The following is a 26,492-nucleotide window of genomic DNA, read 5'->3' on the forward strand; positions in this document are numbered from 1 at the left end:
ATCGGGGTGCTCGCGATCGGCGGGCCGACCGTCTTCCCCGGCTACGTGGTCGACCGGGGTCCCGACGGGCCGGTGCTGGACGGGCTGGGCAAGCTGCGCCAGGGCTGGTTGGACACCGGCGACCTCGCCCGGATCGACGGTGACGGGTTCGTCCACCTCACCGGCCGCGCCAAGGACCTGATCATTCGAGGCGGTCACAACATCGACCCGGCCGTGATCGAGAACGCGTTGATGACACACCCGGCGGTCACGGCCGCGCAGGCCGTGGGTCGTCCCGACGTCCACGCCGGAGAGGTGCCGGTCGCGTTCGTCACTCTCGCCCCCGGCGCCGACGTGCGCCCCGTGGACCTGCGGGCCTGGGCGTGCGATCGCGTGCCCGAGCAGGCCGCGGCACCCAGGGCAGTCACCGTGCTGGACGCGCTTCCCGTCACCCCGGTGGGCAAGCCGTTCAAACCCGCCCTGCGCGCTGCGGCCACCGGTGAAGCCATCGCCGACGCCCTCCGGGACATGCCCGCGATCACGGGTGTGCGGGGAGAGCTCGATGAGGGGGTCGTCGTCGCGATCGTCAGCCTGGCCCGTGGCGCCGACGAGAGCGCGGTCAAGGAGGCGCTCAACCGCTTCGCCATCACCTGGAGATTGGAACTGTCATGACCCCAACACCGATTCTCGCGGGCCTTCTGGTCGTCGCGTTCGCGGCCGCCGGCTCGGCCAAGCTGGCGGCCGTGCCCACCATGCGCGCCCGAGCCGAACACGTCGGCTTCAGCGTCGCGGCGTACCGGCGGATCGGCCTGCTCGAGGTCACCGCCGTCCTCGGGCTGCTCGTCGGCGCGTTCGTCCCGGCGATCGGCGCCCTGGCCGCCGCGGGACTGCTGATCCTGCTCGGTGGGGCGATCGTCGCCCACCGTCGCAGCGGGGACGGCGTGCGCGAGGTCGCCCCGGCCCTCGTTCTAGGTCTGGCGACCCTGAGCTTCCTCCTCCTCGTGCTCGGAGACCTCGATGAACGGTTCGCATCGCCCGCACGACGACCCTGTCCCCGTCGTCATCGTGGGGGCCGGCCCCGTCGGCGTCACCGCCGCCACCCTCCTCGGGCAGTACGGCGTCGAGTGCCTCGTCCTGGACCGCTGGGACGGCGTCTACCACCAGCCCCGGGCGGTGCACCTCGACGACGAGATCTACCGGATCCTCGTACGCCTCGGCATCGGTGAGCAGTTTGCCGCCGTGACCCGACCCACCAGCGGCCTGCAGCTGCTCGACCGCAACCACCGGGTCTTCGCGGTGTTCGACCGGCGCAGCACCCACGGCCGTCACGGGCACCCACAGGCCAACCTGTTCGACCAGCCCGAGCTCGAGCACCTGCTGCGCACCAACCTCAAGGACCAGACCACGGTCAGCCTGCGCGGCAACGTCGAGGTCACCGACGTCGCCCAGGACGGCCAGGGTCGCGTACTGGTGGACTTCACCGACCGGCTCACCGGCGAGCAGGAGTCCGTCCTGGCCACCTACGTCCTGGGTTGCGACGGGGCCAACAGCGTGGTCCGCACCGCAATCGGATCCACTATGGAGGACCTCGAGTTCGAGCAACGCTGGCTGGTGATCGACGTGGCCAGCCCGGTCGAGCTCGAACAGTGGGAAGGCGTGCACCAGGTCTGCGACCCCGACCGCGCCGCGACGTACATGCGCATCGGGGACACCCGCTACCGCTGGGAGTTCCGCCTCCTCGACGGCGAGACCGCAGCGGACTTCGAGTCGATCGAGACCCTCCAGCCCCTCATTCGACCGTGGATCGAGGGAATCTCCTGCGACCAGCTGGAGCTGGTCCGGGTCGCGGAGTACACCTTCCGGGCGCAGCTGGCGGACCGCTGGCGCGATCGCAACCTGTTCCTGCTCGGCGAGCCGCCCACCTGACGCCACCCTTCATCGGACAGGGGCTCTGCGCCGGCGTTCGCGACTCCATGAACCTCAGCTGGAAGATTGCAGGAGTTCTCTCCGGCGACCTTCCCCCCTCGGTGCTCGACACCTATGAGGTGGAGCGCAAGCCACACGCACGAGCCATGATCCGGCTCGCCAAGCTCATCGGGGTCTCCATGACGCAGGGCGGCAGGGCCGGTGACCTGCTCCGCAAGGCCCTCGCACCGCGACTGCACTGGATCCCCACCCTGCGCGACCGCCTCCTCGATGGCGAGACACCACCGCTGTCTCGATCCGCACTGGTGGAGGGCCGGGGACCACGCAAGTCCCTCAACGGACGGCTGTGCCCGAACGCTCTCCTGACGGACGAAATCCGGTACGACGACGCGACTCGAGGCGGGTTCGTGCTCGTGACCGGCGTACCACCCTCGCCCGAACAACGAGCCATGCTGGCGGTCCGCGGGACCCAGGTGCTTGAGGCGAAACCCGGCTCGCCGCTGCACAGCTGGCTCGCCGACGGCAAGGCTGCTGCCGCGCTCGTGCGGCCGGACTTCACGGTGATGCGGGCCGGCCGCGACGTCGCCCAGCTCTGTGCGGCGACACCGAGCTTCCAGGTTGCCTGAGACGGGTCCGCGCCCCAACGACGGCCGCTACCGGCGCGGCCTGGGCGCTGGGAGGGGCTGACCCTCGTCTCATGGCACCCGGCGTCCCGGTCACCAGTTCGTGGGGGAGTGTCCCGCCCAGGCCCGACCCCGGTTGCCGTGGCTGGAGCGTCCAGCCAGACCGCCGGGCCCCCCCGAGGGGGCTCCGCAGGTGCGATTGCCCGTCATGAATGGCAGAGGCCCGTCGGCCGTCACGTGACCGATCACCCGAGCCCGAACGCCAACGCGCCGACGAGCAGCGTGCGCGCTCGCAGCACGAGCGAGTCGAGGCGGGGCTTCATGGCCGCAGTTTCTCATGCGCGAGCACCGGCTGGCGTGCTGGGAGCGTCGCAATCGGAAGGACGTGAGCCGACATGCAGCTGAGCGACGGGCCGAACGTTCATCGTGATCACCTTCGGCCGCCATGCGAGTCCGCAGTCAGCCGTGTGGCTCACCCAGCGGCCGATCCTGTGGGCCGGCGTCGTGCTCACGGCCGCCCTGATCGCAGCGAGCAAGGTGGAGTGGACCTCGGACGGGTCCGCGCTCTCAGAGAACCGGTTGCCGAGCTGTGACGAGATTCTCGATGACGTTGCCCGGCTGCGCATCCCCGGATGCCAGCAGGGGCGCGCCGAGCGGTTGCGAATGCCGCGACGCATCGTGCGCCGGCGTGGTCCACCCCTTTCAGGGTGGGGACGAACCACCCGGGTTGTCGAGAGGCTGCTGGTGCTCGTCCGACCGGGGCGTGCTCGGCAGCGGTATCGGCAGATACCGGGCAACGTAGGAGGTTGAGTCGTGGTCTCTGTGTGGGAGTTCGGGACCGCCCAGGTCTTCTGGTCGCTCCTCTGGTTCTTTCTGTGGGTCATCTGGTTCTGGTTGCTGATCGTCGTCTTCAGCGACATCTTCCGGAGCCGGGACCTCTCGGGCTGGGGCAAGGCACTCTGGACGATCTTCGTGGTGGTTCTTCCGTACCTCGGTGTGCTCGTGTACGTCATCGCGCGCGGCCACAAGATGAGCGAGCACGCGGCGCAGCAGGCCCAGGCACAGGATGCGCAGATGAGGCAGTACGTGCAGAGCGTGACCGGCTCCTCGAACGTTTCGGACGAGATCCAACGTCTGCACGACCTGCAGGAGCAGGGCGCCATCACCCCAGAGGAGTACCAGCAGGCCAAGGCGAAGCTCCTGGCCTGACGCCGGCAGCGGCGCAGGCAGGAGCGCATCATGGCCACGGAACGGCCAGAGCGTCCGGACGCGGAGCACCATGAGATCGACTTCGACCTGGTCGAGTACCTAGTGATCGCGGTACCGGACCTGGCCAGCGTCGGGGACATCGCCGAGGCGATTCGACGTCTGGTGCGGACGGACCGGATGCGGATCCTCGACCTGGTGGCGGTCGTCATCTCGGCCGACGGCGCCCACGTCGCCGTCGAGCCTGAGGCCGTCGCCGGCATGGCCGTGCTCAGGGACGTCAAGGGCGAGGTCGGCGGGCTGCTCAGCGAGGACGACATCGCGATGGCGTGCGGCGACCTGCCGGCGGGCACGGCCGCAGTCATCCTCGTCGCGGAGGACCGCTGGGCCGACATCCTGGCCGGTGCCGCCCGCAAGTCCGGCGGTCGTATCGTCGGAGGGGAGCGCATTCCCCGGTACCGGATCGAGGCGACGTTCAACGCGACCCGGCGGCACGGGCGTCCGGGAAGGTCGGCGGGGGAGTCGACGTAGGAGGTACAGATGAAGCGTGTGGCACACACGCGCGAGTACAGCCCGGACCTGTTGGCGCGGAGGCCGTGGATCGACCGCAGCTTCGCCGCCGATCCCAGCCCCGGGGTCAACCCGGTCGACCAGCTGCGCGAGCTCATCGACCTGTACGACCGTGGGCTGCTGTCTCGTGAGGATCTCGAGCGTCAGTGGGCGAAGGTGAACGTGTCGCCGTGAGCGGGTGAGGAGCGCAGCGCCCGCGCGGCTGAGACCGCCTCGGCCCGCGAGTTGACGCCGAGCTTGCGGTAGATGACCCGAAGGTGGAACTTCAGCGTGTTGCGCGAGACAAAGAGCTCGTCGGCGATCTCACGCAGGGTCAGCCGGCTCGGCAGCAGTCGCAGCACCTCGCGCTCGCGCTCCGTCAGCACCTCGACCAGCCCACTGACCCGGCGCGGCAACGCCGCCTCGCTCGTCGCCAGCCGCCGCAGCCGGTCGAGCCACTCCTGGGGCGCGCTCCAGGCCGCGCGCTCCACCATCTCCAGGACGTCGAGGCCTTCGTCGGTGACCGTCTGCACGAGCCCGTACGCCGCCGCCGTGCCGATCGCCGCAGCAACGAGCTTGTCCGAAACGGCCGTCGATGCCGCGGCGCGCGCCAAGAGGAGGTCGCGGACGACCTGGTGACGAACGCACCGTGGCTCGGCGCCCTCCAGCCGGGCCGTGGCCGACTCCGGATCGCCGCTCTCGAAGTCGATGCGAGCCAGGCTCACTGGCCCCCAGAACGCATCGTCGACCCGCTCGGCCCACGCACGGGCCTGCTCGACCTGCCCGTCGGCAAGCGCTACCCGGGTCCCGACGCGTGCCAGCCAGGACTGCGCGCCCCGACCGGGGAACTGCCGGCGAACCGCGCTCTCCAGTTCTGCGAACCGAGTCCTCGCCGGGTCCAGATCGCCGTGACCCAGGTGCTGCTCGACCACAGCCATGCGGGCGAGGATCGGTGAGTACGCAACCGGTCCGGCCGACGTCGTCGCGAGAGTGGCCAGCGCCTCATCCGCGCGCGGGCGGTCGCCCAGCTCGCGGAGAGCCACTGCCTCGGCGATCGCGAGCTCGGCCCGCAGGATCGTCAGGTTCCCCACATCCGCGGTCCGGCGGACGCCGGCTGCGACGCGTAGCGCGTCAACCGGCTGTCCGGCGAGCGCGAGGCCGAGAGCGCGCGTGCCTTCGAACGCGACGTGGCGCTCCGGGTCGAGGGTCGACGACCGGCGTAGCTCGTCGATGTCGGGTCCGAGCTCGTTCCACGACTCCGACAGTGCGTGGCCGCGAGCGATCATGTCCCGTCCGAAGCGGACGACGGGATCCGTCGAGAAGGCGTCGCCCAACGCCGCGAGCGCCTCCGGCGCCTGCGCCCGGCCACGGTCCCAGTCGCCGGTGACCACCGAGGAGATCGCTTCGAGCATCCTCAGCCGCGCCCCCGGTGCTGGCCCGACCTCCATCCGTGCTGCCGCGACCGCGGTGTGCTTCACCGACTCGACGAACTGGTCGAGGTCGACCAGCAGATGGCACCACGCGAGCTCCATCATCGCCTCGAGGTCGCTGGTCGCGACGCTCAACGGGATCTGCTCCAGGACTTGGACGATGGTCGCTCCCCGACCGGTGTCGTACAGGGCTGTGGTGGTAGCGGCCAGCACGCGCAGCGCATCGCGCGGCCTGTCTGCGGCGAGCCAGTGCTCGATGCTCATCGTGCAGTCGCCCGCCTCCTCGAACCAGCGTGCGGCTCGGGCGTGCTGCTCGAGGAGTCGGTCGCCACCACGCTTGCCCAGCTCGTTGAGCAGCGACTGGCGGACGAGGGCATGCACCTCGAACCACGGGGCCGCGTCGAGCCGGTGGACGAACAGCCCGCGCGCCTCGGCCTCGAGCAGCCTGTCCAGGGCGTCGGGTCGGCCGGTGAGGGCCTCCGCGAGGCTCGGGTTGACACGTACGACAGTGGCGATGTCGAGCAGCACGTCGATCACCCGTGGGTCCTCGGCGCGGAGCACGTCGCGCCACAGGTAGTCGTCGACCAGTCGGTCCTGCTCGACCCGGTCCGAGGTCGCCACCGGCTGGGCATGGACGACCCGCGCGGCCAGTGCGTTGAGCTGCAGCGCCGCGGCCCACCCGCCGGCGTGCTCGGCTGCCGCCTCGACGTCGGCCGGGGCCATCGACGGTGTCAGCCGGCCCAGCATCTCGATGGCTTCGGCCTGCGAGAACCGCAGCTGCGGGAAGCGGACCTCGGCCAGCCGACCGGATGCCTGCAGGCGTTCCACGGGAAGGCCCGGCACACGACGGCTGACCAGGACCAGGTGCAGGTCCGGTGGCAGGTGCTCGACAAGGGTGCCGATCGAGTCGACGACGTCAGGCGTGGAGTCGATTCGGTGCAGGTCGTCCACCACCAGCCGAACCGGGCCTGGTCGGGCGTCCGCGAACCCGGCCAGGAGGCAGTGGACGGCGTCGGTCACCCCGTGCGTGCGCTTCAGCAGCGACAGGGACTTCGCACCGCATCCCGGTACGCATTCCTCGAGTGCGCTGACCAAGCCGGTCCAGAACCGCACGATGTCCCGGTCGGCGTCGTCCACGGACAACCAGGCCGCCGGCCCGGGTGCCTGCGCAAGCCAGTCCGCGACGAGTGACGTCTTGCCGGATCCGGCCGGTGCCACGACCAGGGTCACCGGAAGCTCGCCCAGATGGTCCAGCAGGTCGACCAGCCGGGCCCGTCGCACGTGACGGGCGGAGGGCTTGGGCTTGCGCAGCTTGGAGCGGAAGTACGGCGAGACCGCGGGTGCCCGGCGAACGTCGCGAGACGTGTCCGGGATCGAGGACATGGCCGCCTCCTACAGCGGTGAGTCGCGAGCATCCGAGTGTCCACGACGAATGAACCCAGACCACCACAGGGTCTTTCTGCGGACCTACCCCAGCGGGGGTGATTTCCAACCACCCCGCTCTCTGACAGCGTCATGGTCAACGAGGCGCGCGGGCCGCACGGACGGTGGTGGTTGGGCGATGACGACCGCGGTCGAGCCGGGTGGGTCACCAGGGCGGGTCGAACGACTGCTGCCCATCGTCGGATGGCTGAGGACACACGACCGAGCCTGGCTGTGTGGCAACCTGATCGCCGGCGTCACCGTGGCCGCTCTGATCGTGTCGAAGAACCTCGGGTATGCCGGCATCCCGCTGCAGAACGGGCTCTACGCCGCGGCATCTGGCGCCTTCCTGTACGCAGTCTTCGGCAGCTGCCGGCAGATCTCGATGGGACCGAGCTCGGGCCTTGCGGCGGTCGCCGGAAGCGCGGTCGCCACCGCGGGGCTCACGGGGCAGGCCGACATCGGCCTTGTCGAGCGCCTCGGACCGGACCGTGTTCACGGGAACGTGCACCGAGCCGTCGCGGCGCACCTCGAGCGGTAGGGGAGGGCGCTGGGACATGCACACCGATGGGCTGGTGCTCCTGGGACTCGTGGCCATCGGGTACGCGCTCGTCGCGGGGAGGCTGGAGCGCGACTCGTTGGGGGGTCCTTTCGTCTTCACCGTCGCCGGCCTGCTCCTCGGGCCGTTCGCTCTCGACGTGTTCGACCCTCAACCCGAGGGGTTCGACGTCCGGGTCCTGGCCGAGCTGACGCTGGCGCTGCTGCTGTTCGCCGACGCCTCGACCATCGGTCTCGGCGAGCTGCGCCGCCACGCGGGGCTCCCGCTCCGCCTGCTCGCGGTCGGGCTCCCGTCGACGATGATCCTGGGCACCGTGGTCTTCCACCTCGTGCAGCCCGCGGCAACCTGGGCGTTGGCGGCGCTCGTGGCGACCATCCTCGCCCCCACCGACGCCGCGTTGAGCCTGCCCGTGGTGACCAACCCGTCGGTGCCATCCCTGGTGCGGACGACCCTGAACGTGGAGAGCGGCCTCAACGACGGCATCGCGACGCCCGTCATCACGGTCCTCATCGCGGTCGTCGCCAGCGAGGAGTCCCTGAGTCACGGGTGGGTGGCCAGCGCGGTCAAGGCGCTCGGTATCGCCGTCGCGGTGGCACTTGTCCTCGGCGGCGGTGGCGGTTGGCTCGCCGCGTGGGCGCGGCGGCGGGGCTGGACGACACCCTTGTCGGACCAGCTGGTGGTGCTGACGCTCGCGCTCGTCAGCTTCGGAGGTGCGGTCTGGATGGGCGGCAACGGTTTCGTCTCCAGCTTCGTCGCCGGTCTGGCCTTCGGCGCGGTCACCCGGCACGAGGTGGCCGCCGCCACGGACTACACCGAGTCCACGGGGCTGTTCATGTCGTACGGCGTCTGGGCCATGTTCGGTGCGGTGCTGTTGGGTCCGGTGCTCCGGAACGGAGCCGACCTGCGTGCGATCTGGTACGCAGTGGCTTCGTTGACCGTGATCCGCATGCTCCCCGTCGCACTGGCGCTGCTGGGCTCGGGCCTCGGCCGGTCCGGCACCGTCTTCATCGGCTGGTTCGGACCGCGTGGGCTCGCATCCGTGGTCTTCCTCATCCTGGCCGCGGACGACCTGCACCTGAGCCGCGAGGACGTCGGCGGCCTGGCGGTGCAGACCGTCATCTGGACGATCGCCCTGTCGGTCCTCCTGCACGGGGTGAGCGCCGGGCCGATGAGCGCCTGGTTCGCGCGGACCGAGGCGTCTCCGGAGCGGCGCGCGGGCCCGCACGCAGTCTCCGCTGATGCCCCGCCGAGGCGCCGCCGGCTCGGACTCGTGCACCACGACCGGACAGGGTCGACGTGATGGCGAGGCAGCCGTCACGGGGCGCGCCCACGCGCTCACAGAACCACCCCGCGCGGGGTGATTCCTGCCCACCTCGTGGACTGCGACAGTTGCCCGAAGCAACGGCACTGTTCCCCGAGGCGGACACGAGATGGCGGAGCGCCCTGACCACGATTCCCCCGCCCGCCTGACGGTGCGCCAGGCAGCCTTCATCGGCGTGGGCGCGATGGTCGGGGCCGGCATCTTCTCCCTGCTCGGGGCGGCGGGCGAGGTCGCCGGCGCCGCGGTCTGGCTGTCGTTCGCGCGCGGGGTGCATCGCCCTTCTGCAGGGCTACTCCTTCGCCAAGTTCGGGGCCAGGTACCCCTCCGCGGGCGGTCTCCTCGAGTACGTGGCAGCTGGCTTCGGCCTGGGCATGGTGACCGGCCTGACCGCGTGGCTCACGTACTCGGCCAACCTCCTGGTCACCGCCATGGTGGCGGTGTCGTTCGGGAGCTACGCCAGCACGATGTTCACCGACGACTCGGCCGTGTGGGTGAAGATCTTCGCCGCCCTGCTGATCGTGGCGATGACCCTGCTCAACGTGAGCGGCTCGACGTACGTGGCACGCGCCCAGAGCGTCATCGTGTACGTCGTCCTGACCACCCTGGTGGTCTTTGCCATCGCCACGCTGCTCAACATGGACCCGTCCCTGCTCGATCCTTCGGGGTACCCGTCGCGGCGCGAGATCACGTCGAGCGTGGCGCTCACGTTCTTTGCGTTCCTCGGCTTCGGAGTCGTCACGTTCACCGCCAAGGACCTGCCGTCGCCGTCGACCCAGCTCCCGAAGGCGATGTTCCTGGCCCTCGGCATTGCGACGGTCGTCTACGTCGCGATCGCGCTCGGCGTGTTCGGCACTCTGTCCGTCGAGAAGGTCGTGTCCTCGGGCCCGACCGCCCTCGCGGTCGCGGCTCAGCCCGTCCTCGGCCGGGTGGGTTACTGGATGATGTCGGTCACCGCGCTGTTCTCCACGGCCGGGGCCACCAACGCGGGTCTGTACCCGGCGACGGGCCTGTGCGACCGACTGGCGGAGACCGGTCAGTTCCCGCCGGTCATGGCCCGACGTGTGGGTGGCCGGATGCCGATGGGGCTGCTGATCATGGCGGCCGCCGGCGTCGTCCTGGTGCTGGGCTTCAACCTCACGGCGATCGCGTCGATCGGCAGTGCGGTCGCGCTGCTCATCTTCATGCTCGTGACGGCGGCCCACCTGCGGGTCCGGTCCGAGACAGGTGCCCACCTGTGGCTGTTGATCCTTGCCATCGGCACCGCCGGGATCGCCTTCCTGACCTTCGTCACCACGACATTGGTCGACGAGCCGACATCGGCGGTCGCGTTGGTCGTCATCTTCGCCCTGAGCCTCGGCCTCGAGCTGTGGTGGTGGCGAGCCCGGCGGACCGGAACACCGGTCGGGGGCCGGCCTGACGAGTCGGCCGGCCGCTAGTCCTGAGGGGCTGTCCTGGCGCGAGCCGGTGCGACGGCGTACTCCGCGCTCACGGTCGTCTGCTCGGGTTGCCGGCGCCTCCTGAGAACCTTCCCCAGCTCGACGGCGATCGGGAGCAAGGCAGCCAGGCCGGTGCAGACGAACCACTCGTGCGGAGTGAGCGGGACGGTGAGCAGGCCCTTCTGGAGGGTCGGGAGCTGGGTCGCGAGGAAGAGCATGGCCACCGGCACCAGGGCGATCAGCAGGGCCTTCCCGATCGGGGGAACCAGGCCACTGGTGGGGTCGCGCCGGTTGACCAGTGCGTTGAACGCCGTGCCCAGCCCCATGACGGCGAACGTCATCGTCATCGACACGCTGGCGTGCTCGGTGCTCGGCTCGTCCGGTCCTGCGATCAGCGGTGCGAGCGCTGCGAGGAACAGCACGAGGGCGTAGGTGACCCACATGACCACCGCGGTCCGGTTGGTGATCGTGACGGCGGGGTCCCGTGGTGGACGGTGCATGACGTCGGGGTCACCGGGGTCCACCGCGATGATGATGACGCCGACCGCCGTCGCGAAGAACAGCAGGAACAGCACCATGGACGGCGTCATGGCCACGCCCTGGTTGATGTCGAACAGGGTGGCGGTGAGGAAGAGGAAGACCAGGGCCAGCAGCTGGGTCATCTGGTATCGCACGTAGGCGACCACCTTGTCGTAGACCCGGCGGCCGATCTCCACGGCGTGGACCAGCGTGCCGAAGTTGTCGTCGGTCAGCACCATGCGCGCGGCCTGCTTGGTGACCTCGCTCCCGCTTCCCATCGCCACCCCGATGTCGGCCTGCTTCAAGGCAGCTGCGTCGTTGACGGCGTCGCCGGTCATCGCGACGATCATGCCCTCCTCCTGCATGGCCCGGGCCAACCGCAGCTTGTCCTCGGGCGTCACCCGTCCGAACACGTGCAGCTGCGGCAACCGCTCCTTGAGCTGCGCGTCGGTGAGCGCCTGCAGCTCCGCTCCGCTGATCGCGCCCGGACCGAGACCGAGTTCCTCGCCGATCGCGTGCGCCGTGACGGCGTGGTCACCGGTGATCATCCGGACGTCGATGCCGGCCGTGAGCGCCGTACTGACCGCGCTGCGCGCCTCGTTCCGCAGCGGGTCGATGATTCCGGACATCCCGACGAACGACAGCCCCTGGGTCAGGACCATCGGGTCCTCCGTCATCGTCGCCAGCTCGTCGTCCGCGACGAGGCGGGCCGCGAACGCCAGGACGCGTAGGCCCTTCTGCCCCATCCGCTCGTTGGCCTCCTCGATCCCGGCGCGTGCGTCCGCGATCGGGACCTGCGAGCCGCTGAGCGGTCCTCCCGCCTGGCTGCATCGTGCGATGACCACGTCCGGCGCTCCCTTGACCAGCTCGATGACTTGCTCGACGCCGTCGACCGTGACCCGGTGGAACGTCGCCATGAACTTGTACTCGGAGTCGAAGGGGACCTCCGACAGCCGCGGGTAGGCACGTCGCGTCTCCTCGGCGTCGACCCCGAGCTTCGCGGCCAGCACCACCAGGGCCGCCTCGGTCGGGTCGCCGATCACGGTCCCGTCGTCACCGACCACAGCGTCGCTGTCGAGGGACAGCCCCAGCCCAGACGGGTGAAGTCCGGGACCGGCACGCCGGCCACCGAACGGATCGCGCCGCTCTTGCGATAGCCCTCTCCCTCGACGGCGAACCACGACCCGCCCGCGTAGAGCGTCGAGACCATCATCTGGTTCAGCGTGAGCGTCCCCGTCTTGTCGGTGTTGATCGCGCTCGTCGCGCCGAGGGTCTCGACGTCAGTCAGGTTCTTCACCACCGCCTTCGCGTCGGCGAGCTGCTTGGCGCCGAGTGACAGCAGGCCCGAGACGAACGCGGGCATGCCGGTCGGTATGGCCGAGATGGCCATCGCGGTGCCGAGCAGCAAGAGGTCCTTGGCCGGCGTCCCGCGGATCAGGCCCGCCACCACGATCACCGCGACCGCTCCCCAGGCGATCACCCCCAGGACCTTCGTCAGCGAGTCCAGCTCCCGCTGCAGCGGCGACCGGGTGCGCGTCACCGAGGTGAGCATCGTCGCGATCTGGCCCATCTGCGTCTGCATCCCGGTCGCCGTCACCACGACCGTGCCGGTGCCGCGGGTCACCGAGGTGTTCTGGAACAGCATGTTGGTCCGGTCGCCCAGGGCCACGTCGGCAGGGCCCAGCATTCCGGGGTCCTTCGGGATCGGGGCGCTCTCCCCGGTGAGCGCCGCCTCCTGTGCCTCGAGCGTGGCGGACTGGATGATGCGCCCGTCCGCGGGCACGATGTCGCCCGCCTCGAGCTGGACGATGTCGCCCGGCACCACCTCGGTGGCCGGGACCAGCATCACGTCCCCGTCACGGACCACCCGCGCCTGCGGCACCTGCATCTTGGCGAGGGCATCGACGCTCGCCCGGGCGGTCAGCTCCTGGCGGGTACCGAGTCCGACGTTCAGCAGGATGAGCAGGGCGACGATGATGCCCGTCGAGATCTCGCCGATCAGCAGGCTCACAAGCACGACTGCGACCAGCATGATGTTCATCGGGTCGCGCAGCTGCTGGGAGGCGACGACCCACATGGACGGCGGCGGCTCCGCCGCGATCTCGTTGGGGCCGTGCGACGAGAGCCGGGCCGCCGCCTCCGTGCCGGCGAGGCCCTGCAGCTGGTCAGACCCGGCTGCGGCGACGACCTGGTCGGCGGGGAGCGCATACGGAGGCGTCTGGACCTCGGTCGCTGACGGCCCGCCGACGTTCTTCTCGGTCACGGGTTGTCTCCCTCCGCCTCGAGTCCTGTCGCCTTCGTCGTGATCGTGGTGCCTGCATCGCCTCGCAGCATCGCGGCCGTGTCGTCGATCGACCCGATCGAGGCGGGTCGTCCCGTCTGCTCCACGAACCAGCACGCCGCGCCCACCTTCGGTCCCATCGAACCCTCGGCGAACCCGGTCGCGGCCAAGGCCTGCGGTGTCGCCCGGCGGACCGCTCGACGCTGTGGCGTTCCCCAGTCGAGGTAGACCGCGTCCACGTCGGTCACGATCAGCAGCACATCGGCGCCGAGGTCGATCGCGAGCAGTGCGCTGGCGAGGTCCTTGTCGATGACTGCCTCGACACCGACGAGCTCTCGCCCCGCGGGCACCTCGTGGTCGGTGTACATGACCGGCATGCCGCCCCCGCCCGCACAGGTCACCACCGCCCGGTGCTCGAGCAACCACTCGATCGGCTGCACCCCGAAGATCTGCCGGGGGACGGGGGAGGGGACGACCCGCCGCATGTGCTCGCCGTCCGGCTTGAGCACCCAGCCCTTGTCCCGCGCGAGCGCCTCGGCCTCAGCGGCCGTGTAGATCGGCCCGATCGGCTTGGTCGGGTTCGCGAAGGCAGGGTCCTCCCGGTCCACCTCGACCATCGTGAGCAGCGAGGCGATGCGCCGGCCGGCCGGCAGCAGGTTGCCGAGCTCCTGCTGGATGAGGTAGCCGATCATCCCCTCTGTTTGCGCACCCAGGATGTCGAGCGGGTAGGGGTCGACCCCCTTGTAGGCCGCACCCTGGAGCGCCAGTAGCCCGACCTGCGGGCCGTTCCCGTGCGAGATCACCAGGTCGTGGTCCGCGGCGAGCGGCGCGATCGACCGGCAGGCGGCGCGGACGTTGGCCCGCTGGTTCTGCGCTGTCATCGGCTCGCCCCGACGCAGCAAGGCGTTGCCGCCGAGCGCGACGACGACCTTCATCTCAGCCGGCCAGCGTTGCGACGAGGACCGCCTTGATGGTGTGCAGGCGGTTCTCGGCCTCGTCGAAGACGAGCGAGGCGGGGGACTCGAAGACCTCTTCGGTGACCTCGAGCGCCTGCCTGCCGAACTTGTCCGCGATCTCGCGTCCGACCTGGGTATCGGCGTTGTGGAAGGCGGGCAGGCAGTGCATGAACATGACGTCGGGGTTGCCGGTCGCGGCCATCGCCTCGGCGTTGACCTGGTACGGCCCGAGCAGCCTGATCCGCTCCGCCCATACCTCGTCGGGCTCGCCCATCGACACCCAGACGTCGGTGAGCAGGACGTCGCAGCCCGACGCCCTCCGCGACGTCGTCGGTCAGCGTGATGGAGGCGCCGGTACCAGCAGCCGTCTCGCGAGCAAGGTCCACGATCTCGCTCCGCGGCCACAGCGCCCGCGGGGCGCAGATCCGGACGTCCATGCCGAGCTTGGCGGCACCGACCAGGTAGGAGTCGGCCATGTTGAACCGGGCATCACCGAGGTAGCAGAAGACCACCTCCTCCAGTGGCTTCCGGACGTGCTCGCGGAAGGTCAGGAAGTCGGCGAGGATCTGGGTGGGGTGCCACTCGTCTGTCAGCCCGTTGTAGACCGGCACCCCGGCCCACTCCGCGAGCTCCTCGGCCGCTCGCTGCTCGAAGCCGCGGAACTCGATCGCGTCGAACATCCGACCGAGCACGCGCGCGGTGTCCTTCACCGTCTCCTTGTGGCCCATGTGCGAGCCGGAGGGACCGATGAACGTGACGTGGGCGCCCTGGTCGTGCGCCGCGACCTCGAAGGCGCACCGGGTGCGCGTCGAGTCCTTCTCGAAGATCAACGCGATCTCCTTGCCGCGCAGGCGCTCCTCCTCGCGGCCATCCTTCTTGGCGGCCTTCAGCTCGGCGGCGAGATCGAGCAGGTAGCGGATCTCGTCCGGGGCGAAGTCGGCCAGCCGCAGCAGGTGCCGACCCCTCAGGTCGATGGTCTGGGTCACGTCGGCCTCCTCAGGCGTCACGAACGATCGGACAGGTCATGCAGTGGCCGCCGCCCCGGCCCCGGCCGAGCTCCTGACCGGCGATCGCCAGCACCTCGATGCCGGCCTTGGCGAGCTTGGCGTTGGTCGCCTCGTTGCGTTCGTAGCCGACGACGACACCGGGTCCCAGCGCGACGACGTTGTTGCCGTCGTCCCACTGGTTGCGCTCCGCCTCGAACTCGTCGCCGCCCGTCGTCACGATCGTCAGGTCGCTGAGGCCCAGGGCGTCCTTGACCTCGTCGACGAAGGTGCGCTCCGACAGCGTTGCCCGGACCCCCGTGGGGCCTCCCGGTGTGAACAGGATCGGGAGGATCTGGGAGACGACCGGCTCGTACAGCGTGACGACCGAGCGATCGCAGAACGTGAAGACGGTGTCGAGGTGCATCGCGGCCCGCTCGCGCGGCATCTGCGCCCCGATGACCAGGCGTGCGGCCCCCGCCTCGAAGAGGTTCTTGGCGAGGATGCTGACGGCCCGGGCGGTGCTGCGCTCGCCCAGGCCGACGAGCACGACGCCGTCACCGATCGGCATGATGTCGCCGCCCTCCATCCGGGCGAGGCCCCAGTCGTGGTCGGCGCCACCGAACCAGATCTTGAAGTCCGCGTCGCGGAAGCGCGGGTGGAAGCGGTAGATGGCCTCGACGTTGAGCGTCTCCAGCTGCCGGGCCGGCCAGTACATCGGGTTGAGTGACACGCCGCCGTAGATCCAGGCGCTGGTGTCCCGGGTGAACAGCTGGTTGGGAAGGGGCGGCAGGACGAAGTCGGTCTGCTTGAGGGCGCTGCCGATGGCGGCGTTGATCTCCGTCGGCAGCTCACGCACGGTGACGCCCCCGGTCATGCTGGTCGCGAGCTCATCGGCAGCCATCGCCCCGAGCCAGTCCCTGAGCGGATCCGAGAACATCACCGTCACGTTCTCGGGCCGGACCCGTCGGGTGAGGAGCCAGTCGCGCGCCTCGTGATCCTCCAGGGTCGTCGTGAGCAGGTCGTGCACGAGCAGCACCTCGACCTCCCGGGACTGCATCAGGTCCACGAAGGCGTCGAACTCCTGGCGCGCCCTGCGCACCCAGATCACGTCGTCGAACAGCAGCTCGTGACAGTTGGAGGGCGACAGGCGCTCGTGCGCGAGGTCCGGGCGGTGGACCATCACGGTCCGGAGCTTCCCGGTCTCCGAGTTGGCACCCGGGGCGAGAGATGTCGCACTGGTCATGGCTTAACTCCTTGTGCTCAACCGACTGCGGCCGCGATCCCTACGAACGCGCAGATGACGACGAAGACGGCCACGACAAATGGCAGCACGAACTTCAGGTACTGGTCGTAGCCGATCTTCGACAGCGCAAGTCCGCCCATGATCACGGCGGAGGTGGGGGTCAGCAGGTTCACCAACCCGGATGCCGACTGGAAGCAGGTCACCGCTATCGAGCGTGAGACCCCCGCGAAGTCCGCCAGCGGCGCCAGGATCGGCATCACGAGCGCCGCATGACCGGAGGAGGACGGGACCAGGAAGGCGATCGGGATGTTGACGGCGAAGGCGACGATCGCGAACGTTCCGCTGCTGGTGCCGGAGACGGCGCTCTCCATCTTGTGCAGGATCGTGTCGGTCATGTACGCGTTCTTCATCACGACCGTGATCCCGCGGGCGACCACGATGATGAGGCCCGCGCCGAGGAAGTCCGACGCGCCCGCGACGATCGTGGTCACGGTGCCCTCCTCGCCGAGCCTCGCGATCAGGCCGATGACGACGGCCATCACGAGGAAGAGAGTCGCCGCCTCGGGGAAGTAGAAGTCGTAGAACGTGGGCAGGGGAAAGTCGGTGCTGAACGACTCCTGCCAGATGTCGTTCCACGGGATGAATCCGTAGATCATCAGCAGGAAGGTCCCGCCGAACAGCACCAGGATGATGGCCTGGCGCCCCGTCAGGGCGGGTACGTCGGTGACAAGCCGCTGAGCGTCTGTGGCGTCGGCTTCGGACACGCCCACCACCGACTTGGTCGGATCACGCCGGACGCGGCGCGCGTACCAGAGCACGTACGCGATCGCCATGCTGACGATCACGACCCACATGGCGATCCGGAGCGCGATCCCGTCGCCGATGCTGATGCCAGCCGCGTCGGACGCCACGCCGGTCGCGAAGGGGTTGACCGTGGAGGCGATCACCCCGGAGCCGGCCCCGAGGAAGATCACCGCGGCCGCCACCATGCGGTCGAAGCCCAGGGCCAGCGCCAGCGGCACCAGGAGGACGAAGAACCCCAGCGTTTCCTCCCACATCCCGTAGCTCGTCCCGCCGAGGGCGAAGACGGCCATCAGCAGTGCGACCAGGACCGATCCGCTGTTCTTGAACCGCAGCGCGAGCCGGCCGATCCCGGTCTGGATCGCCTCTGTCTTCATGGTCACGGTGATGAAGGCGCCGACGGCGAGGACGAACAGGAAGATCGCCGCCGAGCCGTACATGAAGCCCTCCTCCCACGGACCCACGAAGCCTTGTGCGTTCTCGACGCCGTACAGGCCGTTCGCAGGCGAGTCCCACAGTTGCTTGAAGCGGAACGACAGCGAGTCGTCCACACAGGGGATGCCGAGGTCGGCCACCGTCGCACCAGGAGCGTTCAAGGCGTCCGCGGGGGCCTGCCCGCTCTCGGTGGGCGACTCGACCTGGAGGGACGGGGCAGTCGCGGCCGGCGCGGAGCACGACGGGAGTTGTTCGTACGTGCCGGGGATCGGCGCTCCACTCTTGTCGAGCTGGTAGCGGCCCGCGGCCACAACGAACGACAGCAGCCAGACCAGCAGGAGCACGCCGGCCAAGACAGTGAACGCTGTCGGGAACCTGAACTTGCGGTGTGGTTCCTCGGACGGCATGCCCCTCACCTTCCACTAGCGCGGCAGCTCGACAGTCGCTCGGCGCGGGGTGGCTTGTAACCACCCCGGCCGGGGTGGGTCAGCCCTTGTCCATGCGAGCAGCGGCCCTCGGTCAGCACCTCTGCCGCTGGATGGCTTCGTCACCGTCCAGCACCGCCGGGCGCGGCTGCTCCAGGTCGGCTCGGACCGACTCGAGAGCACGGCCCACCCGCACGTCGTGGGGCGGTTGGCCCGCCGCGGTGGACGCCGAGATGAGAGCCATGGCTGTGTCTGTCTGCGGCCACCTGGTTTCAGATCGTGGGCGTCACCATCCCGGCGCCCGACTTGCCCGAGGTGTTCGCGTCGTTCGACCACCTGCTGGACGTCGCGAGGGTCGCTTCCGGGGGTGCTGTCGGCGGGGCCGGCTGCGTGGCGCCGACGTCCTCGAGCAGCTCCTCCCGCACCTGTCTGAACACCAACTGGGGCACGAAGTCCCGGATGCGAGCGCCGTCATAGTGGGCCCACAGGCACTCGACCAGCGTCTCGATCTGGTTCGGCGGGACCTGCGGGAACTCGTCGCGGAGGTCGCGCTCGACCTGGCCGACCAGCCGTGCCTCGTCCGACGTCGGATCCATCAGCCGGCCCCTCTCGGAGGTGACGATGTCCGAGCTGCTCTGCCGTCGGCAAGCCCTGCCTGCCGCGCGTGCTGAGGTCACGGACCGGGTTCCCGGCGGGGAAGCAAGTGCTCCCGATGCCGCGTGCGGTTCACTTCCTGGCGTATCGCGCCAGCGTGGGGCCGGCGCCCGGCCGGGCACATCCTCCGCGGAAGATGACCCGCGTGGGGCGGCCAGGGCTTCCGCGGTCGAACCAGCGCACGGGGTGCCTGCCGGCTGCGCCCCAGGGTCCCGATCGGCTCACCGGACCCGGGGGCACGGACGGTCCCGGTGATCAGGGTCGCAACACTGGCCAGGCGCCGGCGGGCTGCTTTGGTTCTTCATCGGCCGGTCCGAGACAGCGCGAGAGACAGCGCAACACTGGGCGAGGATACGAGTCACGCCAATGGGGTGGGGGTCGACTGAGGGTCGACAGGGCATCCCCTCATCAGCAAGACCGCACACGACGCGTCGCATGAGTGTGTGTGTTCGAGGACAGGCAGGAATCGTGCTGTGGCGCAGGCAATCAGCAGATGGCGGGAGTTGCTCGACGGAGAGGCCATCGCGTCGCGAGCAGCCAGGTGAGGGCTCCGCAGAGCAGGCCGATGGCGGCCCCGCCCAAGACGTCGATGGGCCAGTGGGCTCCGATGTAGACCCTGTTGGACGCGACGAGCACCGCGAACACCAGACCGACGATGCGGTGGGGCCAGTGCATCCAGGGCCACAGTGCCGAAACCGCGGCGACGACCAGAGCCGTGTGGGCGGAGGGGTAGGCGTTGCCGTGCGGGCTGACTGGGTAAGCGTGGGTGTCCAGGCCCGGTATCACCGCCAGAGGGCGCGGCTGGTCGGCCACTCGTTTGATGACCTGCGCCACGAGTTCGCCAAGGGTGAGCGAGATGAACAGTGCGCGCACGACCTCCAGGCGCTGCGCCCCATGGGCCGTCAACACGACGGAGCCCGCGAGCACGAGCGTGACTACGGCCAGAGGAGCCGGTCGGAGCAGCGGGTTCACGGCGGCGAAGACCGCGGCGAACGGCTGCGGGGGGTGGTTGAACCACAGAACAAGGTCGGTCTGTGCCGTCATTGCCCCGGGCTGCACCGCGAGCCAGGCCGTCACCACGATCACGACCAGTGCCAGTCCGCCCAGCATGACGGCGATGATGGGTCGGGGGCGTTTGGGCCGTTCGGGGAAGTGATCGGGCGTAGTGCTCGCCGGGTTACCACCATCCACGGCCATGTCTCCAGAGCCTACGCGCGAAGGACGCGGCCCGGCGACATGCCGAATCGAGGAGCACCATGCGTTAAGACCGCGCTGGGAAAGCCTGGACCGACACCCATCCTCGTCCTGGCGTCGTACATGGCCTCAGGGACCTGAGGGCTCACCGCACACGAACTCAATGCGGCAGTTGAGTGCACCTCGGAGCCCGGCGCGGAGAAGTCTCAGATCAGAGCCGTCGTGCCCACTCCGGTCTCCTGCGTTTCGTGGGCCGCGACCACTCCTTGACGAGCCAAACTCCGGAGCCGAGAAAGTTCACCGAGATGACCGCGACCACGCACAGCAGCCAACCCCCCGGGTGGCGGCGTCAACCCCGAGGCGGTCGGCTGCACCCGCCCCGCTCACGCCGTGGCCGCCACGGGCGGGGCTGCATTTTCGAACGGGCGTGCGGTCGACCGGCCCGGCTCAGCCCGGGGGATGAGGCACGCGGCGGTGCAGGTGGCCAGCATGGAAAGGACGGACGGGAGGCCGCACCATGAGCAGCGAGAGTACGCAGGCAGACCCGGTCGTGATCCTTCCCCGTGTGGTGGTGCTCCTCTTGGGGCTTGCGGGCGCGTTCGTCGCCGTGTTCGGGATGCGGAGCATGTCCGGCCTGATCGGCGGCACGTTCCTGGCGCTGGTCTTCACCGTCGCGGTGCATCCGCTGCGGGGCTGGACCGAACGCAAGGGGCTGCCCGCCTGGGTCGGCGGTGTCCTCGGCATCGTCTTGATCTACCTGGTGCTGATTGCGCTCACCGTAGCCCTGATCGTGGCCGTGGCCCGGTTCGCGACCCTGGTGCCGCACTACAAGTCCCAGATTGACGACCAGCTGGCCAACCTGACCAACTGGCTGAGCCACATGGGCATCGACCGGAAACAGATCGACTCGATCGAGGCCAGCCTCAGCCCCGACAAGCTGGTCACCCTCGCCGGCAGCTTCATCAACGCCCTGATCGGCGTCATCTCCAGCTTCTTCTTCGTCGTCACGCTGGTGCTGTTCATGGTGATGGACGCGGTGCACATCCCGAGCAAGCTCACCCACCTCCCGCCCGAGCGCCAGCTCCTGGTCGGCGCCCTCAGCGACTTCGCATCCACCACCCGCAAGTACCTGATCGTCTCCACGGTCTTCGGACTCATCGTCGCCATCGCCGACGTAGGCGCCCTGCTGGTCATCGGTGTCCCGGTCGCGCTGCTGTGGGGCCTGCTGTCGTTCATCACCAACTACATCCCGAACATCGGCTTCATCATCGGGGTCGTGCCCCCAGCCGTCATCGGACTCCTCGAGGGTGGACCCAAGATGGCCCTCGCCGTGGTGATCTCATACAGCGTGATCAACTTCGTCATCCAGTCGGTCATCCAGCCCAAGATAGTCGGCGACAGCGTGGGCCTCTCCGCAACGCTGACGATGATCTCCCTGGTCTTCTGGGCCTTCACCCTCGGTGCGATCGGGGCCCTGATGGCGGTGCCGCTCACCCTGCTCGTCAAGGCCCTGCTCGTCGACTCCGACGCGCGCCTGCGCTGGCTCGACCCCCTCCTCGCCGGCGCCCCCCGCGGCTAGTCAAGTCCGGTCGAACCCAGGCCACGGGCACCGCAGCGGCCCCCGCCCGGTCACCGCCGGGGGGAACCCGGGGAAACCGGCCAGGGGCCGTGCGTTCGTGCAGGTCAGACCCGCAATGGGGCCCGAAACTCAGATGTCGTAGTAGAGCTCGAACTCGTGCGGGTGCGGGCGCATCTGCACCGGCAGGATCTCGTTCTGGCGCTTGTAGTCGATCCAGGTCTCGATCAGGTCCGGCGTGAAGACGTTGCCCTGGGTGAGGAAGTCGTGGTCGGACTCGAGGGAGTCGAGCACGGCGCCCAGCGACGTCGGGACCTGGTCGATGTCGGCCATCTCGTCCGGCGGGAGCTCGTAGATGTCCTTGTCGATCGGGGCAGCGGGCTCGATCTTGTTCTTGATGCCGTCGAGGCCGGCGAGCAGCAGCGCCGAGAAGCGAGGTACGGGTTGGCCGACGGGTCGGGGCAGCGGAACTCGATGCGCTTGGCCTTCGGGTTCGAGCCGGTGATCGGGATGCGGACGCAGGCCGAGCGGTTGCGCTGGGAGTAGACCAGCGAGATCGGGGCCTCGAAGCCGGGCACCAGACGGTGGTAGGAGTTCACCGTCGGGTTGGTGAACGCCAGCAGCGACGGGGCGTGCTTGAGGATGCCGCCGATGTAGTAGCGCGCCATGTCGGAGAGCCCGCCGTAGCCGGTCTCGTCGTAGAACAGGGGCTCGCCCTCGTTCCAGATCGACTGGTGCACGTGCATGCCCGAGCCGTTGTCGCCGAAGATCGGCTTCGGCATGAAGGTGGCGGTCTTGCCGTTGCGCCAGGCGACGTTCTTGATGATGTACTTGAACTTCATCACGTCGTCGGCGGCCTTGAGCAGCTCGTCGAAGCGGTAGTTGATCTCGGCCTGGCCGGCGGTGCCGACTTCGTGGTGGGCGCGCTCGACCTGGAGGTTGGCCTTCTCGAGCTCGATCACCATCTCGTCGCGGAGCTCGCCGAAGTGGTCGGTCGGGGCGACGGGGAAGTAGCCACCCTTGTACTTCACCTTGTAGCCGCGGTTGTCGTTCTCGAACGCCGCACCGGTGTTCCAGGCGCCGGCCTGCGAGTCGATCTGTAGTAGCCCGCGTTGGCCTTGGTCTCGAAGCGCACGTTGTCGAAGACGTAGAACTCCGCCTCGGGGGCGAAGAACGCCTTGTCGCCGACACCGGTGCTGGCGAGGTAGGCCATCGCCTTGCGGGCGATGTTGCGCGGGTCGCGGGAGTAGGCCTCACCGGTCAGCGGGTCGTGGATGAAGAAGTTCACGACCAGCGTCTTGGCGGCGCGGAACGGGTCGAGGTACGCCGTGGTCGGGTCCGGGAACAGCGACATGTCGGACTCGTGGATGGCCTGGAAGCCACGGATCGAGGAGCCGTCGAAGTTGAGGCCGTCGTCGAAGACGGACTGGTCGAACGACGACACCGGGACCGTGAAGTGCTGCATCACGCCGGGCAGGTCGCAGAAGCGGACGTCGACCATCTCGACGCCCTCGTCCTTGATGTACGCGAGCAGCTCGTCGCTGTTCTGGAACATTCGTCCTCCTTGGCTGCCGCACGGGGGGCAACCGGGCAAAGTCGTGCGAAACGAGGGAACCGGGGCGACGCTGCCTCGGACCTGCCCGCCAACGTAGGCAGAGGCAGTTTCTTGACCGTATCCGGTTTGTTTCGGCCATGTAACAGGTGGCCGGTCCACGGGCGTCCGGGCCGGCTGTCTACGCTTTGCGCGTGACTGGCACGCCCGCACTCGAGACCGCGTCGTGGGCCCGCCGCATCCTGGCGCTGTTCGTGGACTGGTTCGCGTGCACGGCCGCGGTGTCGCTGTTCGTCCCCGTGTACGGCGTCGGCAACCAGACCGGCCAGTGGTGGGTGCTGCTGGTCTTCGTGCTCGAGACCGCCGTGCTGACGGCGTTCTCGGGCGGCTCGTTCGGCAAGGTCGCGACCCGCCTCCGCGTCGTACGCGCGGACGGCAGTGGACGCCCCGTCGGGCTGCTGCCGTCGCTGGCGCGCAGCATCCTGGTCGCGGTGGTCATCCCGCCGCTCATCTTCCGCCCCGACGGCCGCGGGCTGCACGACATGATGACCGGCACCGCGACGGTGACCCTCGAGACCGCACGCGGGATGCGTCGGGTCTCTGATCTGGACACGTAGGAGATGCTGGGGGTCAGCACCCCCACGACTCGGAAGGCCCAGCCCATGTCCCGACCCGTCACGGTACGCCGTGCCCTCGCCGCCGCGGCCCTGCCGCTGGCCCTGACCTCGCTGAGCGCGTGCGGCTCCAACGACGACGCCAAGGCCCAGGACCCCTCGTCCGGCTCGTCGTCCTCCAGCAGCTCCTCGTCCGCTGACACCCCGAGCGCCGGGGACACCGTCGCCCCGGCCGACTTCGTGGACCGGTTCGAGTCCGGGTTCACCAAGACCACGACGGCTCACGAGACCCTGAAGATGTCGATGGGGACCACCGGCACGCTGACCGGGGAGGGAGACGTCGACTACAGCAGTGACAGCCCCGCCATGCAGATGACCATGAAGACCGACATGACCGGCGCCACGGGCAGCATCGAGATGCGCCTGGTCGACGGGGTCATGTACATGACCATCCCGGGGATGGCCGGCGGCAAGTTCGTGAAGTTCGACCTCAACGACCCCAACAGCCCGTTCGGCTCGCTGGCCACCCAGCTCGACCCGCAGGAGGCCTTCAAGTCCTTCGAGGCCGGGATCAAGTCGGTGACCTACGTCGGCGCCGAGGACGGCCTCGACCACTACCAGGTCACCGTCGACACCAAGAAGATGCTCGCCAAGATGGGCCAGACCGGCTCCGCGGCCTCGGCAGCCGGGATGCCCGCCACCTTGACCTACGACGCCTGGCTCGACAGCGAGGACCGGGTCAACAAGATGGAGATCGACCTCGGCAAGACCGGCACCATGGACATGACGCTCTCCGACTTCGGCCAGGACGTGAGCGTCGAGGCGCCGCCGTCCAGCCAGGTCACCCAGATGCCCGGCATGGGCAGCCCCACCCCGATGAGCTGACTCGCCGTCGACAAGGGCCCGGCCCCACCAGGGGGACCGGGCCCTTGTCGTACGAGAGGGTCCGCTGACGCGTCCTCGCTCACCGACCGCGCATGTTCTGGCGCATGCCCTTCATGCTGGTCGGGATCGGACCCTTGGGCAGCGGGATGTTGGAGCGGTTGGCATCGAGCGCGCGGAGCCGACCGAGGATGTCGGTGATCTCGGCGGGCTTGACCTGACGCTTGAGCTTGCTGACGTGGCGCACGAGCTTCGGCAGCGGGACCTGGCCCTCGCCGTTGCCGCAGACGATCTCGTGGATCGGCGCGTCGGCGACGACCCGCTCGTGCTTGCGGCGCTCGCTGGTCATCAGCTGGCGCAGGCGGTTGGCGTTGCCCTCGCCGATCAGGACGATGCCGGGCGGGCCGACCACGCGGTGCACCACGTCCTGCTGCTTGTTGAACGCGATCACCGGGTCGGTCTTCCAGCCGCGGCGCAGCATCCGCAGGGCGGCGGCCGCAGCTCCGGGCTGGCCCTCCATCTGCGCGTACGCCGCCTTCTGGGCGCGCCTGCCGAACACGATCATCGCGGCGAGCGAGCCGAAGAGCAGGGCGCCGACGATCGAGATGATCGTGCCCAGGGTGCCCTCGCCGGGCAGCAGCCAGAACAGCAGGAAGCCGACGAGGGCGGCGAGCACGAAGGCGCCGCCGATCCACAGCCCGATGCTCGGGTCGGACTTCTTGGCCATCCGGTAGGTCTCGACGAACTGCGTGCGGCGGCTCGTCTTCTCGGGGTCCGGGGTCTTCGGGGCCTTGGCCATGGCGGTCTGCTGCCTTCTTCGCGACGTGACTCGGGTGGGTGGTGCGGGGTGGATCAGGCGGGGGAGGCCTCGCGGGCGTCCATGGCCTGACGGTACAACCGACCGGCCCGGTAGGACGAACGCACCAGCGGTCCCGACATGACCCCCGAGAAGCCGATCTGGTCCGCCTCGTCCTTGAGCTCCACGAACTCCTCCGGCTTCACCCAGCGCTCGACGGGGTGGTGCCGCGCCGAGGGGCGGAGGTACTGGGTGATCGTGATCAGCTCGCAGCCGGCTGCGTGCAGGTCGCGCAGCGCCTGGCTGACCTCCTCACGGGTCTCGCCCATGCCGAGGATCAGGTTGGACTTGGTGACCAGCCCGAAGTCGCGGGCCTGGGTGATGACGTCCAGCGAGCGCTCGTAGCGGAACGCGGGCCGGATCCGCTTGAAGATCCGCGGCACGGTCTCGACGTTGTGGGCCAGCACCTCGGGACGGGACTCGAAGACCTCGCGGAGCAGGTCGGGCTTCCCGTTGAAGTCGGGGATGAGGTTCTCCACGCCCGTGTCGGGGTTGAGGTCGTGGATGGCGCGCACGGTCTCGGCGTACAGCCAGGCGCCGCCGTCCTCGAGGTCGTCTCGGGCGACACCGGTGATGGTCGCGTAGCGCAGGTCCATCTTCTGCACGGACTCGGCGACGCGGCGGGGCTCGTCGCGGTCCAGCGGCTGCGGCTTGCCGGTGTCGATCTGGCAGAAGTCGCAGCGGCGGGTGCACTGGTCACCTCCGATGAGGAAGGTGGCCTCGCGGTCCTCCCAGCACTCGAAGATGTTGGGACAGCCGGCTTCCTGGCAGACGGTGTGCAGGCCCTCGGACTTCACGAGGTTCTGGAGGTGCTTGTACTCCGGGCCCATCTTCGCCCGGGTCTTGATCCACTCCGGCTTGCGCTCGATGGGGGTCTCGGCGTTGCGGACCTCGAGGCGGAGGAGCTTTCGTCCTTCGGGTGCGGGCGCTTGAGTCACGTCGCCCAACTGTACGCGCGGGGCGGGGGCCACCCAATTCGCTCCCGACCGCCCTCGGCGGCTGCTTCCCCGAAAGAAGGGACACGGGCCACGGGTGGTGCTATCGACGGGCCCCTTCTAGTATGTGCG

22 protein-coding genes and 3 pseudogenes are annotated in these 26,492 nt (G+C 69.3%); 13 read left to right on the top strand and 12 right to left on the bottom strand.

What is annotated here, in order from left to right; all coding sequences use genetic code 11:
- Positions 1-6: 6 nt before the first annotated feature.
- The 7 genes and pseudogenes from H0S67_RS26610 (at position 7) to H0S67_RS10220 (ending at position 4,478) form a co-directional block, all read left to right on the top strand.
- Positions 7-651, top strand: a complete 645-nt coding sequence (locus H0S67_RS26610; protein ID WP_219635616.1) for an AMP-binding enzyme — start codon at positions 7-9, stop codon at positions 649-651.
- A pseudogene (locus H0S67_RS28065) lies at positions 648-950 on the top strand (DoxX family protein); the annotation flags it as partial. The gene H0S67_RS26610 and the pseudogene H0S67_RS28065, both read left to right, overlap by 4 nt.
- Positions 951-996: 46 nt before the next feature.
- Complete coding sequence (locus H0S67_RS26615) at positions 997-1,905, top strand: bifunctional 3-(3-hydroxy-phenyl)propionate/3-hydroxycinnamic acid hydroxylase (protein WP_281368999.1); 909 nt, start codon at positions 997-999, stop codon at positions 1,903-1,905.
- A 47-nt stretch (positions 1,906-1,952) separates the two neighbouring features.
- Complete coding sequence (locus tag H0S67_RS26620; RefSeq protein ID WP_281369000.1) at positions 1,953-2,531, top strand: FAD-dependent monooxygenase; 579 nt, start codon at positions 1,953-1,955, stop codon at positions 2,529-2,531.
- 810 nt (positions 2,532-3,341) lie between these two features.
- Positions 3,342-3,737, top strand: coding sequence for an SHOCT domain-containing protein (locus tag H0S67_RS10210; protein ID WP_180936485.1), 396 nt, complete (start codon positions 3,342-3,344; stop codon positions 3,735-3,737).
- A gap of 30 nt (positions 3,738-3,767) precedes the next feature.
- Entirely contained in the window at positions 3,768-4,265 is a 498-nt protein-coding gene (locus H0S67_RS10215) for a DUF6325 family protein (protein WP_180936486.1), read from the top strand.
- 9 nt (positions 4,266-4,274) lie between these two features.
- The gene (locus tag H0S67_RS10220; RefSeq protein WP_180936487.1) at positions 4,275-4,478 is read left to right on the top strand and encodes an SHOCT domain-containing protein; all 204 of its coding nucleotides are present in this window, start codon (positions 4,275-4,277) and stop codon (positions 4,476-4,478) included.
- Here the strand turns inward: H0S67_RS10220 and H0S67_RS10225 are convergent.
- A complete protein-coding gene (locus H0S67_RS10225; RefSeq protein ID WP_180936488.1) occupies positions 4,448-7,096 on the bottom strand; it encodes a winged helix-turn-helix domain-containing protein in 2,649 nt (882 codons plus the stop codon). The genes H0S67_RS10220 and H0S67_RS10225 overlap by 31 nt on opposite strands.
- 178 nt (positions 7,097-7,274) lie before the next feature.
- Between H0S67_RS10225 and H0S67_RS10230 the strand changes: the two genes are divergently transcribed.
- The 3 genes from H0S67_RS10230 to H0S67_RS10240 all read left to right on the top strand — a co-directional run bounded on the left by H0S67_RS10230 (position 7,275) and on the right by H0S67_RS10240 (position 10,451).
- Positions 7,275-7,676 carry a SulP family inorganic anion transporter gene (locus tag H0S67_RS10230; RefSeq protein WP_180936489.1) on the top strand — a complete coding sequence of 134 codons (402 nt, stop codon included), beginning with the start codon at positions 7,275-7,277 and terminating at the stop codon, positions 7,674-7,676.
- Positions 7,627-8,994 carry a cation:proton antiporter domain-containing protein gene (locus tag H0S67_RS10235; RefSeq protein WP_180936490.1) on the top strand — a complete coding sequence of 456 codons (1,368 nt, stop codon included), beginning with the start codon at positions 7,627-7,629 and terminating at the stop codon, positions 8,992-8,994. Before H0S67_RS10230 ends, H0S67_RS10235 begins: the two co-directional genes overlap by 50 nt.
- A gap of 302 nt (positions 8,995-9,296) precedes the next feature.
- Complete coding sequence (locus tag H0S67_RS10240; RefSeq protein WP_246355353.1) at positions 9,297-10,451, top strand: APC family permease; 1,155 nt, start codon at positions 9,297-9,299, stop codon at positions 10,449-10,451.
- On the opposite strand, the gene H0S67_RS23490 is transcribed toward H0S67_RS10240, so the two are convergent.
- From H0S67_RS23490 to H0S67_RS10275, 8 genes and pseudogenes are all read right to left on the bottom strand, one after another.
- Positions 10,448-12,013: an HAD-IC family P-type ATPase gene (locus H0S67_RS23490; protein WP_219635619.1), complete on the bottom strand. Its 1,566-nt coding sequence runs from the start codon at positions 12,011-12,013 to the stop codon at positions 10,448-10,450. The genes H0S67_RS10240 and H0S67_RS23490 overlap by 4 nt on opposite strands.
- Positions 12,010-13,233 (bottom strand): HAD-IC family P-type ATPase, encoded by a 1,224-nt coding sequence (locus H0S67_RS23495; RefSeq protein ID WP_219635620.1) that lies wholly within the window; start codon positions 13,231-13,233, stop codon positions 12,010-12,012. The genes H0S67_RS23490 and H0S67_RS23495 overlap by 4 nt, the downstream gene beginning before the upstream one ends.
- On the bottom strand, positions 13,230-14,186 hold the full coding sequence (gene arcC, locus H0S67_RS10250; RefSeq protein ID WP_180936491.1) for a carbamate kinase: 957 nt from the start codon (positions 14,184-14,186) through the stop codon (positions 13,230-13,232). Before arcC ends, H0S67_RS23495 begins: the two co-directional genes overlap by 4 nt.
- 1 nt (position 14,187) lies before the next feature.
- Positions 14,188-15,181: pseudogene (argF, locus tag H0S67_RS10255) on the bottom strand (ornithine carbamoyltransferase).
- Between the two features lie 22 nt (positions 15,182-15,203).
- Positions 15,204-16,373, bottom strand: a complete 1,170-nt coding sequence (locus H0S67_RS10260) for an arginine deiminase (protein ID WP_425489930.1) — start codon at positions 16,371-16,373, stop codon at positions 15,204-15,206.
- Between the two features lie 80 nt (positions 16,374-16,453).
- Entirely contained in the window at positions 16,454-18,079 is a 1,626-nt protein-coding gene (locus tag H0S67_RS10265; protein WP_281369001.1) for a YfcC family protein, read from the bottom strand.
- A 290-nt stretch (positions 18,080-18,369) separates the two neighbouring features.
- Entirely contained in the window at positions 18,370-18,693 is a 324-nt protein-coding gene (locus H0S67_RS10270; RefSeq protein ID WP_180936494.1) for a three-helix bundle dimerization domain-containing protein, read from the bottom strand.
- 544 nt (positions 18,694-19,237) lie between these two features.
- Positions 19,238-19,861 (bottom strand): phosphatase PAP2 family protein, encoded by a 624-nt coding sequence (locus H0S67_RS10275; protein ID WP_180936495.1) that lies wholly within the window; start codon positions 19,859-19,861, stop codon positions 19,238-19,240.
- 601 nt (positions 19,862-20,462) lie between these two features.
- On the opposite strand from H0S67_RS10275, the gene H0S67_RS10280 reads away from it, so the two are divergent.
- A complete protein-coding gene (locus H0S67_RS10280) occupies positions 20,463-21,524 on the top strand; it encodes an AI-2E family transporter (protein WP_180936496.1) in 1,062 nt (353 codons plus the stop codon).
- A 129-nt stretch (positions 21,525-21,653) separates the two neighbouring features.
- Here H0S67_RS10280 and glnA read toward each other — a convergent pair.
- Positions 21,654-23,076, bottom strand: a pseudogene (gene glnA, locus H0S67_RS10285) (type I glutamate--ammonia ligase).
- A gap of 191 nt (positions 23,077-23,267) precedes the next feature.
- Between glnA and H0S67_RS10290 the strand changes: the two are divergent.
- On the top strand, positions 23,268-23,690 hold the full coding sequence (locus tag H0S67_RS10290; protein ID WP_180936497.1) for an RDD family protein: 423 nt from the start codon (positions 23,268-23,270) through the stop codon (positions 23,688-23,690).
- Between the two features lie 45 nt (positions 23,691-23,735).
- Positions 23,736-24,572, top strand: a complete 837-nt coding sequence (locus H0S67_RS10295; protein WP_180936498.1) for an SCO4651 family lipoprotein — start codon at positions 23,736-23,738, stop codon at positions 24,570-24,572.
- 79 nt (positions 24,573-24,651) lie between these two features.
- Here H0S67_RS10295 and H0S67_RS10300 read toward each other — a convergent pair whose 3' ends face one another.
- Together H0S67_RS10300 and lipA are read right to left on the bottom strand one after the other, a co-directional pair.
- On the bottom strand, positions 24,652-25,368 hold the full coding sequence (locus tag H0S67_RS10300) for a DUF4191 domain-containing protein (RefSeq protein ID WP_180936499.1): 717 nt from the start codon (positions 25,366-25,368) through the stop codon (positions 24,652-24,654).
- Positions 25,369-25,421: 53 nt separating this feature from the next.
- Positions 25,422-26,363, bottom strand: coding sequence for a lipoyl synthase (gene lipA / locus H0S67_RS10305; protein ID WP_180936500.1), 942 nt, complete (start codon positions 26,361-26,363; stop codon positions 25,422-25,424).
- Between the last annotated feature and the right edge of the window lie 129 nt (positions 26,364-26,492).

Source organism: Nocardioides ungokensis (assembly GCF_013466985.1).
Taxonomy (GTDB): Bacteria; Actinomycetota; Actinomycetes; order Propionibacteriales; family Nocardioidaceae; genus Nocardioides; species Nocardioides ungokensis.